At 58.6% G+C, this 13,562-nt stretch carries 12 protein-coding genes; 6 read left to right on the top strand and 6 right to left on the bottom strand.

The window, feature by feature from the left end:
* Nucleotides 1–25: 25 nt before the first annotated feature.
* Nucleotides 26–1,630 (bottom strand): STY4199 family HEPN domain-containing protein, encoded by a 1,605-nt coding sequence (locus BJP61_RS02225; protein ID WP_171997771.1) that lies wholly within the window; start codon nt 1,628–1,630, stop codon nt 26–28.
* A gap of 58 nt (nt 1,631–1,688) precedes the next feature.
* A complete protein-coding gene (locus BJP61_RS21810) occupies nt 1,689–1,868 on the bottom strand; it encodes a hypothetical protein (RefSeq protein WP_346341554.1) in 180 nt (59 codons plus the stop codon).
* Between the two features lie 33 nt (nt 1,869–1,901).
* Between BJP61_RS21810 and BJP61_RS02220 the strand changes: the two genes are divergently transcribed.
* Both BJP61_RS02220 and BJP61_RS02215 read left to right on the top strand, forming a co-directional pair.
* Complete coding sequence (locus BJP61_RS02220) at nt 1,902–2,477, top strand: GNAT family protein (protein ID WP_075193323.1); 576 nt, start codon at nt 1,902–1,904, stop codon at nt 2,475–2,477.
* Nucleotides 2,478–2,589: 112 nt separating this feature from the next.
* A complete protein-coding gene (locus BJP61_RS02215; protein ID WP_007730710.1) occupies nt 2,590–2,988 on the top strand; it encodes a YdeI family stress tolerance OB fold protein in 399 nt (132 codons plus the stop codon).
* A 45-nt stretch (nt 2,989–3,033) separates the two neighbouring features.
* Here BJP61_RS02215 and BJP61_RS02210 read toward each other — a convergent pair whose 3' ends face one another.
* Entirely contained in the window at nt 3,034–3,792 is a 759-nt protein-coding gene (locus BJP61_RS02210; protein ID WP_161581910.1) for an SDR family oxidoreductase, read from the bottom strand.
* A gap of 118 nt (nt 3,793–3,910) precedes the next feature.
* Between BJP61_RS02210 and BJP61_RS02205 the strand changes: the two genes are divergently transcribed.
* From BJP61_RS02205 to BJP61_RS02195, 3 genes are all read left to right on the top strand, one after another.
* Entirely contained in the window at nt 3,911–4,810 is a 900-nt protein-coding gene (locus tag BJP61_RS02205; RefSeq protein ID WP_161580055.1) for a LysR family transcriptional regulator, read from the top strand.
* Nucleotides 4,811–4,862: 52 nt separating this feature from the next.
* Complete coding sequence (gene yhjD / locus BJP61_RS02200; protein WP_161581911.1) at nt 4,863–5,897, top strand: inner membrane protein YhjD; 1,035 nt, start codon at nt 4,863–4,865, stop codon at nt 5,895–5,897.
* Nucleotides 5,898–6,171: 274 nt separating this feature from the next.
* Entirely contained in the window at nt 6,172–7,500 is a 1,329-nt protein-coding gene (locus BJP61_RS02195) for an MFS transporter (protein ID WP_038866852.1), read from the top strand.
* A gap of 266 nt (nt 7,501–7,766) precedes the next feature.
* On the opposite strand, the gene BJP61_RS02190 is transcribed toward BJP61_RS02195, so the two are convergent.
* Together BJP61_RS02190 and pdeH are read right to left on the bottom strand one after the other, a co-directional pair.
* On the bottom strand, nt 7,767–9,824 hold the full coding sequence (locus tag BJP61_RS02190; protein WP_171997770.1) for an AsmA family protein: 2,058 nt from the start codon (nt 9,822–9,824) through the stop codon (nt 7,767–7,769).
* A 64-nt stretch (nt 9,825–9,888) separates the two neighbouring features.
* Nucleotides 9,889–10,662 (bottom strand): cyclic-guanylate-specific phosphodiesterase, encoded by a 774-nt coding sequence (gene pdeH, locus BJP61_RS02185; RefSeq protein WP_171997769.1) that lies wholly within the window; start codon nt 10,660–10,662, stop codon nt 9,889–9,891.
* A gap of 233 nt (nt 10,663–10,895) precedes the next feature.
* On the opposite strand from pdeH, the gene BJP61_RS02180 reads away from it, so the two are divergent.
* Nucleotides 10,896–11,828 carry a sugar kinase gene (locus tag BJP61_RS02180; protein WP_171997768.1) on the top strand — a complete coding sequence of 311 codons (933 nt, stop codon included), beginning with the start codon at nt 10,896–10,898 and terminating at the stop codon, nt 11,826–11,828.
* Nucleotides 11,829–11,934: 106 nt separating this feature from the next.
* Here the strand turns inward: BJP61_RS02180 and BJP61_RS02175 are convergent, their stop codons facing one another.
* Nucleotides 11,935–13,413, bottom strand: a complete 1,479-nt coding sequence (locus BJP61_RS02175; RefSeq protein ID WP_038866844.1) for a pitrilysin family protein — start codon at nt 13,411–13,413, stop codon at nt 11,935–11,937.
* Between the last annotated feature and the right edge of the window lie 149 nt (nt 13,414–13,562).

The following is a 13,562-nucleotide window of genomic DNA, read 5'->3' as shown; positions in this document are numbered from 1 at the left end:
CTGCCGCGCTTTTACCGCCGCGAAATTACCGAATCGTCTGGTAAATCGCCTCGCGAATCTTCACCCATTTCTTTGTTTCGTCGCCCGGATTCGCCTGCGCGCGCAGCTGCGCCTGCTCCAGCTCATGCTTCTGGCGCTGTACCACCACCGGCGCGGTGCAAAACGCCTGCAAATATTGTTTACGCATCGACGTCAGCTTTTCGCCCTGCGACATCGCGTGGCTCAGGGTCGTGATCATCCGCCGGCACGGCTTTGACTCATCCATCTGCACGCGATAGCGCAGCAGCGTCTCAAGCGTCGCCTCCTGGTTTTTCGCGAGCGCCTGCTCGGTCCAGGCTAATTTCCAGTTCATCCCGGCTTCTAAAAAGAGGCGCGTAACTACAGCGTCATCACGGTCGATAGCGGCGCGCAGATTTTCTTCATCCCAGGTGATACCCATATTGTTGAGCTTGTGGCGCGGGCTGTCGTCATTGTTTTCCGGCTCGGCGGCCATCGCGGTGGCGACCGGCGCCGTGGTGTCGCGCGCCGCAGTCGGCGGGTTGAGCGAATCACTGGCGATAAACAGCGCGCCAACCACCAGCGCGATAGCGCCAAGACCCACCGCACCCCACACCGCGCCCATAACCAGCTGGCGCGTCTCCTGCTTTTTGCCGTCCTGCCGCTTGCTCGGGCTTTCGATAGTGTCGCGCACCTCAAAAATATCGCCGCCGACCACGCTGTTTTTCTTCGCCGCATGCTCGAAAAAGGTTTTTAACTGCGCGTCATCCGCCTTCATCAGCGCGGCAGGATTCACGCGCGTGCGCCCTTCGCCGCAGGCTTTATGCAGAGGTGCGCTGATGGCGTTGAAATAGTTATCCAGCATCACTTCCTGCGCGCCGGAAAGCGGTTTGCCGAGCGTGGCGGTATTACGGATATCACGGATGTCATCCAGCAGCGTTTGCAGCGTTTTACGCGGCTCGACGAACAGCGTCAGCGAGGTCGCGCCCTGGAAAAGCCGGTCGTAATGGCGGGCGAAGAGCTTTTTATCCACTACCAGCATCGCCAGTTCGCTGAACAGCATGCCGCTCAGCACATCGCCTTTATCGCCCATTTTCAGCCAGCGACGCACTTTATCGCCGCCGCACAGCTGCTTAAGCTGATTGACGCGCTGCTGTTCTTCAGGCCATGCCTCGCGCACCATGCCGCGCAGCGTCAGATCCAGCGCGCGCAGCTGGCGCAGCGCTTCTCCCTGCTTCGCCTCTTTATTCACGTCCATATCGGTGGAGTAGCCGAGCTTCGGCTGCTGGTTGCGTACCTTCTCAAGGCAGGTCACGAAGCGCAGCGCGGCAAGAAGCTGATTCTCGGTAACATCCTGGCCGCTTTCATACTGCGGCACCAGCTGCTGCAAATGGCGTAGTTGCAGGGTGAACTGGGACATGTCGGCGTCGTTGAGATTCAGCCGCCGGGCGACGGTCGCCCAGTTGCCGAGATTCAGGCGCGCCTGATCAAGCTGTTGCAGAAACCATTGCGGATCTTTTCCTTCCGCGACGTTAACGCCAAGCAAAACCAGGATCTCAACCGACGCCTGACGAATCACCGTGAGCGCAGTTTCAAACGTTTCTCTTACCAGAGGCTGTGTGGTGCGGGCCATTTTGCATCCTTTTCACGCTCAACGCCCCGCAATTATCACGAACGGGACGGGCGAAATTTCACTTAAGTATATTTTTATTTCTGAATTTTTTGTCTGCGCTGACAGGCAGTGAAACAACATAACTGAAAATAGCCGGAAAAAAAGTGACAGCGCGATTTTTGCGTAAAAAATCGCCGCGCCCTGCCTGAATTAGCGGGGAAAGCGCGCGCCGGATGACAGCGGCGCGTTTTTCGGGCAAGACTGTTCTGCCTGTTCACGCGACGGAGATTGTATGCCACCCGAGACGCCTTTTAACGACGCCCTGTTGACCTTCGGGTCCGCCAGTCTGAGTTACCGGCCCATTACGCCCGACGACTGGCCCTTCTTTTTAAGCCTGCAACGCGACGACGCCGTGATGCGTTTTGTCGCCGACCCGCGCACTGACGCGCAGAGGATGCAGGATTTCGCCGCACGTTTGCCGCCCTGGACGCCGCAGAGCGCTCACTGGCTCTGTCTGCTTATCCGCGAAACGCGCAGCGGCCTGCCCGTGGGCGTGACGGGGTTTGTCATGCGCGGCGACGGTATCGCGGAAGTAGGGTTTCTGCTCAGCAGCGCCTTTCAGGGGCGCGGCTACGGTTATGAGTCGTTGCGCGCTATTTGCCGCTTAGCCTTTAAAGAATGCGGCCTGCGCCGGCTGGTTGCGACCGTCACCGGCGGCAATATCGCCTCGAAGAAAACGCTGGAGAAAGCCGGGTTTATTCAGGAAGGCACGCTACGTGAGAGCTATTATCTCGGTGGGCGCTGGCACGACGACTGGCTGTTCGGCCTGCTGGCGCGGGATGATAACTACCACAACCCGCAGGGCTAAGGGCGCAGGGCGCGCCCTTTAACCCCCTCACACGCGGCTTTCGCTGAAAGACGTTTTCGCTTCCTTGTGCCAGGCTTAAAAGACATTCACCTGAAACGACACAGGGAGACGTATGAAAAAAACAGTGATTATCGCAACGCTTTCCGCGTTATTAACGCTGCCTGCGCTGGCCGAAGAGAAAGGCGGTTTCAAAAATGACGAAGCGCCGCCACCGCCGCATCAGCTAAAAGATGGCTATCGCGGCATCACGGACGCCCGTTCTATAGACGTGAAGCAGGCCAAAGAGATGCACGACGGCGGAACCGTGACGCTGCGCGGTTATCTGATCAAGAAAAAAGGCGACGATCTCTATCAGTTCCGCGATAAAGGCGGCGATATTGATGTCATGATCCCGCATGCGGTTTTTCAGGGCAAAGACGTGAGCCCCGATGAGCTGGTCGGCATCAGCGGCACGCTCGATAAGAAACAAAAGCCGTACCGCATTCGTGTGAGCCATTTCCAGAAAGAGTAACCCGTCTGAATACCTTGCCCGGTCGCACCGGGCAAGGCCATTGTTTTACAGGAACATCCCGCCAGAAACCTCGATGCGCTGTGCGTTCGCCCAGCCGAGTTCATCGCTGACAATCGCCGCCATCGCCGCGCCGATATCATCCGGCAGGCCCACGCGTCCCAGCGCCGTCTGCGACGCGATAAAGCGGTTAAGCTCTTCGTTATCGCGCACCCGACCCCCGCCGAAGTCGGTTTCAATCGCGCCCGGAGCAATGATATTCACCGCAATCTTGCGGCTGCCAAGCTCTTTAGCCTGATAGCGCGTCAGCACTTCCATTGCGCCTTTCATCGCCGCATAAGCCGAGTAGCCCGGCAGTGCGAAGCGCGTCAGCCCGCTGGAGACATTCAGGATGCGCCCGCCGTCGTTAATCAGCGGCAACAGCTGCTGGGTCAGGAAGAACGGCCCTTTGAAGTGAATGTTCACTAACTCGTCGAACTGCGCCTCGCTAAACTCGCTGAATGGCGCATAAATGCCAACGCCTGCGTTGTTGATTAAATAATCAAAGCTGTCGCGCTGCCAGGTCTCTTGCAGCTGCGTTTTGACCTGCGCCACGAAATCCGCAAAGGTCGTACTATCGGCGACGTTCAGCGCCAGAGCCGCCGCCTTCCCGCCTTTTTGTTCAATTTCACGCACCACCGCGTCGGCGTCTTCACGCCGATGCTGGTACGTCAGAAGAACACCAATTCCACGCTCTGCGAGCTTCAGCGCTGCGTTTTTACCGAGCCCGCGGCTGCCGCCGGTGATGATTGCGATGCGTTGCGTCATAAATACCTCTTCAGGGTCTGGGTGGTCGTTGAGTAAAAGCTTATTAGCTGCTAAAAGAACGATAAAGAGCGCCAGGTACGCTTCACTGTTCCATTAAAAACAACAATGAGCTCAAACAATGGATAAAATTCACGCAATGCGTTTATTCGTGCGCGTGGCGGAGCTGGAGAGTTTTACCCGCGCCGCCGAGACCCTGAGCCTGCCGAAAGGCAGCGTCTCACGACAGGTTCAGGCGCTGGAGAACGCGCTCGGCACGCGCCTGCTGCACCGCACCACGCGACGGGTGCATCTCACCCAGGATGGTCAGGTCTATTACGAACGCGCACGCGATCTGCTCGCCAACCTTGATGAACTCGACGGCCTGTTCCTGCACGACCCGGCGAGCGTCAGCGGGCGGCTGCGGGTCGACATGCCGGTCGCGGTGGCGCAAAACGTTGTGATACCGCGCCTGCCGGAGTTTCTTCATCACTATCCCGGCATCGCGCTGGAACTGAGCAGCAGCGACCGGCTGGTGGATGTGGTGCGCGAAGGGTTTGACTGCGTAGTGCGCGTCGGTCAGCTGAAGGATTCCGGGCTGGTGGCTCGACCGCTTGGCAAACTGAGCCAGGTAAACTGCGCGAGCCCGGATTATCTGGCGCGCTTCGGCTGCCCGGAATCGCTCGACGACCTCGCCTCGCACGCGATGGTGCACTACACGCCGACGCTCGGCTCGCGGCCTTTGGGCTTTGAAATCGGGCATGAGAGCGCAAGTGAGTGGATACAAACCGGCGGCGTGCTGACGGTGAACAGCACGGAAACGTATCAGGCCGCCTGCTTTGCCGGGCTGGGCATTATTCAGGTGCCGCGCATTGGCGTACGCGAGGCGCTGCGCAGCGGCAGACTGGTGGAAGTGCTGCCGCAGTATCGCGCCGCGCCGATGCCGGTCTCGCTTATTTACCCGCACCGCCGGCATCTGTCGCGTCGCGTGCATCTGTTTATGGAGTGGCTGGCGTCGGTGATGAAAAGCTACGTTGACTAGCGGCGGGCTATACTTGGAAGCAAGTTGTAAAAAATAAAAGGAATCAACGCTAATGACCACGCCGGAGCAGCCCGCAAAACGTCCGACCGAAGATTTAAAGTATCAGCCTGTCCCACAGCTGGATACCCGCCCGGATGAGAAGAAAACCGTCGACAAACCCGCAGAGGGCGTGATCGGCACGGTGAAAGAAAAAGTGGAGCAGGTAGAGCGCCGACCGGCAATCGCCCACCTGATCCGCGCCTTCGAGCGTTTTAACGAGCGCATGGGTAATCAGTTCGGCGCCGCTATCACTTACTTTTCGTTCTTATCAATGATCCCGGTACTGATGGTGTCGTTCGCGGTCGCAGGCTTTGTACTCGCTTCGCACCCGACGCTGCTACAGGACATTTTTAATAAAATCCTGCAGAGCGTGAGCGATCCGACGCTTGCCAAAACGCTCAGCAGCAGCATTAACGCCGCCGTGGAACAGCGCACCACGGTCGGGATCGTCGGGTTCGGCGTGGCGCTCTATTCCGGCGTGAACTGGATGGGCTATCTGCGCGAGGCTATCCGCGCGCAGTTCCGTGACGACTGGGAGCGCGGTGCGGATGATGAAAAAGAGAAGTGGTGGCTGAAGTACCTGCGCGATTTTATTTCGCTGATTGGCCTGCTGGTGGCGCTCATCATCACCATGTCGATTACGTCCGTGGCGGGCTCGGCGCAGGAGACCATTATTCGGCTGCTACATCTGGACGCTATCGGCTGGCTGAAACCCGTCTGGCATCTGATTGGCCTCGCCGTTTCCTTCTGCGCCAACTATCTGCTTTTCTTCTGGATCTTCTGGCGTCTGCCGCGCCATCGCCCGCGTAAAAAAGCGCTGCTGCGCGGCACCGTGATCGCCGCCATCGGCTTTGAGGTTATCAAAATCATCATGACGTATACCCTGCCGTCGCTGGTGACCTCGCCGTCCGGCGCGGCATTCGGCTCGGTGCTGGGACTGATGGCCTTCTTCTATTTCTTCGCGCGCCTGACGCTGTTCTGCTCCGCCTGGATTGCCACCGCGCAGTATAAAGACGACCCGGAAATGCCGGGTAAAAACCCCGCGTAACCTTGCCGCGCGGGCTGAGAAAAACGCATTTTTTCAGCCCGCCGCCTCCCTTTCAGAATAAAAATCCAGTGCGTAACTTTTATTTAACCTAAAACCAGTTTTATCATCTAAATATGAAAATCTGTGAAGCATTTCATAGAAGATAATTAGCTGGCGTTAATACTATCCGCTTTTTGGCTATTTTTTGTTCGCTTTTACAGGGCGCGTTGAATTGAAATGTCGTTTTTGCTGTGGCTAATATGGGGTTTCGACGGTACTAAAATAAGAAAATTCTATGCAAGCATCCATCGCAACCCCCATCGACAACGAACAAGACGCCGCGCCCGTTAACTCGCGCAGTAAGGTCGTCATCGCCTCGCTCATCGGCACCGCCATTGAGTTTTTTGATTTCTACATTTACGCCACCGCGGCGGTGATTGTGTTCCCGCACATTTTCTTCCCGCAGGGTGACCCGACCGCCGCGACGCTACAGTCGCTGGCGACATTCGCTATTGCCTTCGTGGCGCGCCCTATCGGCTCGGCGGTATTCGGCCATTTCGGCGATCGCGTGGGCCGCAAGGTGACGCTCGTCGCCTCGCTGCTGACGATGGGGATTTCTACGGTATTGATCGGCCTGCTGCCGGGTTATGCGTCTATCGGCATTATGGCGCCGCTGCTGCTGGCGCTGGCACGCTTCGGCCAGGGGCTGGGCCTCGGCGGAGAATGGGGCGGCGCGGCGCTGCTCGCAACAGAAAACGCGCCCGCGCACAAACGCGCGCTGTATGGCTCCTTTCCGCAGCTTGGCGCGCCCATCGGCTTCTTCTTTGCCAACGGCACCTTCCTGCTGCTCTCCTGGCTGCTGACCGACGAGCAGTTTATGAGCTGGGGCTGGCGCGTGCCATTTATCTTCTCCGCTGTGCTGGTGCTGATTGGCCTGTATGTCCGCGTGTCGCTGCATGAGACGCCGGTGTTTGCCAAAATCGCCAAAGCGAAGAAACAGGTGAAAGTGCCGCTCGGCACGCTGCTGACGAAACATGTGCGCGTAACCGTTCTCGGCACGTTCATTATGCTCGCCACCTATACGCTGTTTTACATCATGACGGTCTATTCGATGACCTTTAGCACCACGCCTGCGGCGCAGGGCGGCCTCGGTTTCCCGCGTAATGACGTGCTGTGGATGCTGATGATGGCGGTGATCGGCTTCGGCCTGATGGTGCCGGTCGCGGGCCTGCTGGCGGACCGCTTCGGTCGTCGTAAGAGCATGATTACGATTACGACGCTGATCCTGCTGTTTGCGCTGTTTGTGTTCCCGCCGCTGCTGGGCTCGGGCAGCCAGACAATGGTGATGGCGTATCTGCTGATCGGCCTGAGCCTGATGGGGCTGACGTTCGGCCCGATGGGCGCGCTGCTGCCGGAGCTGTTCCCGACCGAAGTGCGCTACACCGGCGCGTCGTTCTCCTACAACGTGTCGTCGATTCTTGGCGCGTCCGTAGCGCCGTATATCGCTACCTGGTTGCAGGCGAATTACGGACTGCTTTACGTGGGGATTTATCTCGCGGCGATGGCGGCGCTGACGCTGATTGCGCTGATCGCGACCAAAGAGACACGCGATCAGTCGCTGTAATTCCCCCACGTATTAACGAAAAGGCGGCCCCCGGGCGGCCTTTTTTGTTTATGGCGGGAAGCAAAGGCTGGATGGCGGGTGTGTCAACGGCGTGAAAAGGCCGGGGCCTGCCACGTGCTTAAACGACATGCACTTAAACCACGCCGCCGGCCTTGCGCACGTCTCATTCCCAGAAAACGAAAACCCCGTCGAACACGACACCGACGGGGTTTTCGTTCAACGCGGGCGCGACGGGCACCCGCTTTTTACGACGATACTGGAGCCCCTTATTGCTTCATCTGCCCCAGGATAGCGCTGCACTGGTTCTCGCTGCCCTCGGATGGCGAAATCAGCGCCAGCAGCGCTGCGGCAGGCGTCACGAGCGTTGCGAGCGCGGCGGCAACCGCCCCACGCGCAATCAACGGCCCTGGCTTCACGCCATAATCCGGCTCCTTAAAGGTACCGCGCACATAGAGCGGCGAGCGCAGCGTCACGATGCGCACTCCTTTACTTTCCGGATTGATGGTCAGATCCAGCCGCTCATCAGCGAAACTGGTGGTGCCGGTGATGTTAATCAGCGCGTTTTCGGTATCAAAGGCGAAAATTTCCGGGCGCGCCACGCCGTTAGTCAGGTTCAGGTTCGCCGCCGCGCAGTTCACCCGCACTTCGTCGTCGCCGAAAATCTGCCCGACGATAAAGTTACCCACGTTCAGGCCCAGAATTTCCATCAGGTTGCGGCTGATAAGCCCGTCATTCATCAGGATCTTCAGGTTGCCGTCGCTGGTGCCGAGCAGCGACGCGACAGAGTTACCGGTGCCGCGCAGCTTCGCGTCGCCGTTGAGTTCACCGAGCGTGCGCTGCATCAGCTCTACGTTCGGCATCAGCTCTTTCAGCTTCAGTCGGCGCGCCTGAATATCCGCCGCGCCCTGCATCGGCTGTTTATCGCCGTCGAGGTGAATATTGGCGTCAATCGTCCCGCCCGCCATGCCGAATTTCAGCGGCTTGAGGCGTAAATCGCCGTTGGTGAGCAGAATATGGGTGGTGAGATCGCTAATCGGCAGGCGCGTGCTGTGCTCAATACGACGCCCTTTAAAGCGCACGTCCGCATCCATCACGTCCCATTTGTTGGTCTCAAAAGTGTCATGCGGCAGAACTTTGTCGCCGGGCTGCGCCGGTTTTTCGCCTTTTTTCTGCTCGGCGTTTTTGCTCTTCTGCGCGCCCGCGCCGGAATCGACGCCAATCAGCGGGCCAAGGTCGGCAAGCCGCAACTGCCGCGACTCCAGATCCCCTTCCAGTTTCGGGCGCGGTTTACGCTGGCTGTAGGTCAGCGAGCCGTGGATGTCGCTCTCGCCGATCCGCCCGTTAAAGCCGCGATAGTCATAGACCGAGCCTTTTTCGCTGTCGATTTTCGCGACAAGGCGGCCATCAGTTTCAAACGGCGGGGTATCCGGCAGCAGTACGCCGGTCAGCTCGTAGAGATCGCCCAGCGAATCGCCGGCGAATTTGAGCTGTAGATCGACGCCGCCCATATTCATCGGGTCGTTAACCGTGCCGACAAACGCCACGCGGGTATCGCCGGAGCGCAGATCCGCCTGCACCGGGAACGGCGTGCCTTCGCTTTTCAGCGCCAGCATTCCGCCGATTTTCCCGCTGCCGCGCAGCGGCTGATCGTTATATGTGCCGCGCGCCTTCAGCCCGAACACATAATCGCCGACCTTATCGCCGTCTTTTTTCTCTTTCTCGCCGGTCACTTCGTTAAAGGGCAGCGGCTTACCGAGCGGATCGATAAGAATTTCCACATCGGCGCGGCTGACCTTATCGTCCACCCGCAACCGGCCCTGATCGAACAGAATATTGTCGAGCCGGAACGACCAGGCAGACGGCTGCTGCGTCTCCTCGCCGTCGTCCTGCTTCATGTCGAACGTCCAGTTATTGGTTTTTTCCGACAGACGAATCAGTTGCGCGTCCGGCTTCTGAAATTTAATCCACGGGAGATAAACGGTTTTGGTGAGCAGCGCCAGCGGGGCCAGCGTCGCCTCCACGCGCGGCAGGTGAATCATGGTTACCTGCGGAATATCGGGCGGGTTGCCAAGTACGACATCTTCAGCATGCAGATGCGGCCAGGGCACCCAGCTTCGCCAGCCGGGCTCTTCTTTGTTTCGCTCCCATACCACGCCCAGATCGCCACGTATGGCAAAGGGGCGGTTTAGCTCCGTGGAGACCTTCTGGTTGATGGTCGGCTTAAGCCGATTCCAGTCAAACGTCGCGATAATGATGATAGCGACAACGACCAGCAACAAGAAAACCCCTGCTACCACGCTGATTATTTTGGTTGTTTTTGTCATCCTCACACCTCGTCCTGATGATGCCTGCCTTCACTAAAGATAGTGCACGACAGCGCAAAGCTCATCAGGAGAGTCTGAGTATTACCGTTTCCAGCGTTTCGAAGGGCACAGGGCGCGAGAGAAAATAGCCTTGCGCGGCCAGCGCAGGCGACTGCTGCACATCCTGCCACTCTTCGAGCGTTTCCACGCCTTCGACTATCACGCCTTCGCAGTAGCGGTTCATCAGTTGCAGAAGCATTGTAAACAGCGTGCGGCCTTCGGCGCTCTGACGCAGCATGATGAACAGTTCACGCGCCACTTTAATGTAGTCATAGCGCACTTCGCTCAGCGCGGAGAAGTTCGCCATGCCGGTGCCGAAATCGTCCAGCCATAGCGGGCCGAATTCGCAGAAGCTCGCGAACGTCGAGTTTTGCGGCAGGCTGATATGTTCCACCAGCTCAAAGCGCACCCACGGCAGCGCTTCGGTCATGGCGCGGATCTGCGGCATGTCGCGCATCGCCATCAGCGTCGGGCCGTCGACATTAACGGACGCCAGAATATTATTTTCCGTAAAAAACGGCGCGCGCGCGCAGAGCACCTGCAACTGCTCTTCAATGACTTCCACACGATAGCGTACCGGCAGGCCGGCGAAATAGCGGTCTGGCGCGATGCGGCGCGTCGGCTCGCTAGGGTGCGTGACAATGGTCAGCAGCTCCACCGCCAGCAGCCGCCCGTCGGTTCTGTAGATCGGCTGATAAGTATAGGTTCGCTCGCACTGCAGCCAGTAGCGCCGCTCATGCAGGCTTTCGACACTCGCCGACGGCAGCGCCAGCCGGTGAGTGACCTGTTTTAAATTCATGGTAATTGGTCCTGTTATGTGATGGCTTACCGGGACTCGTCCTGGAATTATCGGCGCTACGGTTGAGAACTTTATGCACAGTTGTCCGACCCGCAGGGTTATAAGGAATAACGCTTTTTGTCGGGAATTCTGGGGTAGCTCAAAAAATACTGGAACAGCGTTTTAAAACGTTTGACTGCGCGATCGCGGCGGCACACACTAACGCCCATCTTCTCGTTTTCAGGTGAGTCACTATGTCAGAGCAAAAGATTGCCGTGATTGGCGAATGCATGATTGAACTGTCGGAAAAGGGCACGCAGGTAAACCGCGGCTTTGGCGGCGATACGCTAAATACCTCGGTCTATATCGCCCGTCAGGTGAGCCCGCAGGCGCTCTCGGTGCATTACGTTACCGCGCTTGGCAAAGACAACTTCAGCCAGCAGATGCTCGACGCCTGGCAGGCCGAAAACGTGAAAACCGATCTGATCCAGCGCATGGATAACCGCCTGCCAGGGCTTTACTACATCGAAACCGACGAACGCGGTGAGCGCACCTTCTGGTACTGGCGCAACGAAGCCGCCGCCCGCTTCTGGCTGGAGAGCGACGAGGCCGACGCCATCTGCGCGCAGCTGGCGCACTTTGATTATCTCTACCTGAGCGGCATTAGCCTGGCGATTTTAAGCCCGCAGAGCCGCGAAAAGCTTCTCGGCCTGCTGCGCGCCTGCCGCGCCAACGGCGGCAAGGTGATTTTCGACAATAATTACCGCCCGCGCCTGTGGGCGAGCCGCGAAGAGACGCAGCAGGTGTATCAGCAGATGCTCGCCTGCACCGATATCGCTTTTCTGACGCTTGATGACGAAGACGCCCTGTGGGGCGAAAAACCCGTCGACGACGTGATTGCGCGCACCCAGGCGGCGGGCGTGCGTGAGGTGGTGATTAAACGCGGTGCCGAATCATGCCTCGTGGCGGTGGCGGGCGAGCCGCTCTGTGAAGTGCCGGCAGTGAAGCTGCCGAAAGAAAAGGTGATCGACACCACCGCGGCGGGCGACTCGTTCAGCGCCGGTTACCTGGCAGTACGCCTGACCGGCGGCAGCGCGCAAGCGGCGGCGAAACGCGGCCATTTGACCGCCAGCGCCGTGATTCAGTATCGCGGCGCGATTATCCCGCGCGAGGCGATGCCGCAGTAAGCCGCACGCGTTAATGCGCCCGGCCCACAAGCCGGGCTTTTTATTGCCTGTCGCACCCAGAAAAAAACCCGGCGCCAGGCGTCGGGTTTTATCACCACCGTAATGATTAACGGGCGGGCGGAATGTCTGTGACATCCGTGCGCGCGTCATCCTGCGTAAGCGGCGGCGTTACGGGCGTCATAATACGATCCCACGTCTCCTTGAGCGCCTTCACGCTGTACTCCTCTTCGCCCTTCGGTTGCAGCAGGATAAGCGCCATCTCCTGCGAGAGTTGCTGGCGTAAATCCTGATTCAGCTCGGCGGCGGTCAGGTTGTTGAGGAAACTCTGGCGCAGGTTCTGATACTGCTCCGGCGCGATGTCCACCACCTGATTTTGCAGCGAGCGCATCCGCTGGTTAATGAGCACGTCGGTATCGGTGCGCGCATAGGTCGCGAACAGCTTTTGCAGCTCCAGTTTTTTCTGGGCGATCAGCGCGTTGAACTCATCCACCGACAGGCCGTTTTCGCGCACGTTCGCAAGCTCACGGGCAATCAACGCCAGGTTGCTGTCGAGCTTGTCGTTTGGCGACTCCAGGTTGATGGCGCACTGGGCGCGCTGGAACAGCACGCGGCAGTCAAAGCCAATGCCGATATCTTTAATGTTGTTTTTGCTTAAGTTCTGCTGAACGTGCCAGAACAGCGCTTCGCGCGCCAGGTCTGCGCGCCAGTAACGTTGCAGCGCGGCGGATTCGCGGATAGGCTGCCACGGGTTGTCCCACATAATCGAGAGGCGATCCTGGCGCACGCTGTCCGTCATGATGGAGACGGGTTCACGGCGCAGCGGCGACAGCGTCGGCACCGGGGCTGGCGTCTCGCGTTTGCCTTTCAGCTCACCGAAGGCTTTGTTGATTTGCTCCGCCACCGCGCGGCTGTCGACGTTGCCGACCACGATAAGCGTCATGGCGTCCGGGGTATACCACTTCTCGTAATACGCTTTCAGCTGCTGCGCATCCACTGGCTGCTTCAAATCGACTGAAGGATCATGGCCCAGCAGCGTGGAGCCTTTCAGCCGATGACGCCACCAGCCATCCTGGGTATCGGGCCAGGTGGCGACCATATCCTGCGTCTGCAGCGCTTTGGTGATACTTTCCGGCGTAATGGCGACGCGGCCTGCGGTATCGGAGAGATAAGTCAGTGCTTCTTTGAGGAGATCGTTGCGGTTATTCGGCAGGCTCAGGTTAAACAGCGTGTAGTCATAAGAGACGACCACCGGCGGCATCGGGCGTTTGGGATCGATGCTTTGCTGCCAGAGCGAGCGCGCCTGCACAGCCTGGAGACTCCCGCTCTGAGTCAGCGCCAGCCGCGGCAGAAAACGGGTGTAGCCGCTTTGCTGGGTGGTTTCGGCGAGCGACCCGGCGTTAACGGTCAGGCGAATTTCAACGCGATCGCTCGGGCGCTGCGGAGTGGAAAGAATTTGCCACTGAAAGCCATTGCTCAGCGTGCCCTGTTGCCAGGCCGGGTCGGGCTGGAGCGGTTCTGCCTGCACGAGGCTGGCGGCCGCCATCAGTATGCCGCCAGCGATAAGTCGAATTCTTGTGCCCTGCATGTATACCCCTGATCAACATTCCTGGTTAAAAACAGTCAAATGGCGACAAGAGCTGCTGTGGCCCGCCGCCAAAGATAGCGCTTAAACTTTTCGTTAGACCGCAAAAATGCGGAAATGTCGCGCAATAGAGGGAAATAAACGCTAATTAT

The sequence above is a fragment of the Cronobacter sp. JZ38 genome (genome assembly GCF_008932145.1).
Lineage (GTDB): Bacteria > Pseudomonadota > Gammaproteobacteria > Enterobacterales > Enterobacteriaceae > Cronobacter > Cronobacter muytjensii.
Note: the sequence above shows the minus strand (reverse complement) of the source record. Positions and strands in the feature narration are given on the sequence as shown.

Excerpts from the sequence above, each read along its gene's own strand:
- BJP61_RS02225 (WP_171997771.1), bottom strand. The coding sequence starts at position 1,630 with ATGGCCCGCACCACACAGCCTCTGGTAAGAGAAACGTTTGAAACTGCG.
- BJP61_RS02220 (WP_075193323.1), top strand. The coding sequence starts at position 1,902 with ATGCCACCCGAGACGCCTTTTAACGACGCCCTGTTGACCTTCGGGTCC.
- BJP61_RS02215 (WP_007730710.1), top strand. The coding sequence starts at position 2,590 with ATGAAAAAAACAGTGATTATCGCAACGCTTTCCGCGTTATTAACGCTG.
- BJP61_RS02210 (WP_161581910.1), bottom strand. The coding sequence starts at position 3,792 with ATGACGCAACGCATCGCAATCATCACCGGCGGCAGCCGCGGGCTCGGT.
- BJP61_RS02205 (WP_161580055.1), top strand. The coding sequence starts at position 3,911 with ATGGATAAAATTCACGCAATGCGTTTATTCGTGCGCGTGGCGGAGCTG.
- yhjD (WP_161581911.1), top strand. The coding sequence starts at position 4,863 with ATGACCACGCCGGAGCAGCCCGCAAAACGTCCGACCGAAGATTTAAAG.
- BJP61_RS02195 (WP_038866852.1), top strand. The coding sequence starts at position 6,172 with ATGCAAGCATCCATCGCAACCCCCATCGACAACGAACAAGACGCCGCG.
- BJP61_RS02190 (WP_171997770.1), bottom strand. The coding sequence starts at position 9,824 with ATGACAAAAACAACCAAAATAATCAGCGTGGTAGCAGGGGTTTTCTTG.
- pdeH (WP_171997769.1), bottom strand. The coding sequence starts at position 10,662 with ATGAATTTAAAACAGGTCACTCACCGGCTGGCGCTGCCGTCGGCGAGT.
- BJP61_RS02180 (WP_171997768.1), top strand. The coding sequence starts at position 10,896 with ATGTCAGAGCAAAAGATTGCCGTGATTGGCGAATGCATGATTGAACTG.
- BJP61_RS02175 (WP_038866844.1), bottom strand. The coding sequence starts at position 13,413 with ATGCAGGGCACAAGAATTCGACTTATCGCTGGCGGCATACTGATGGCG.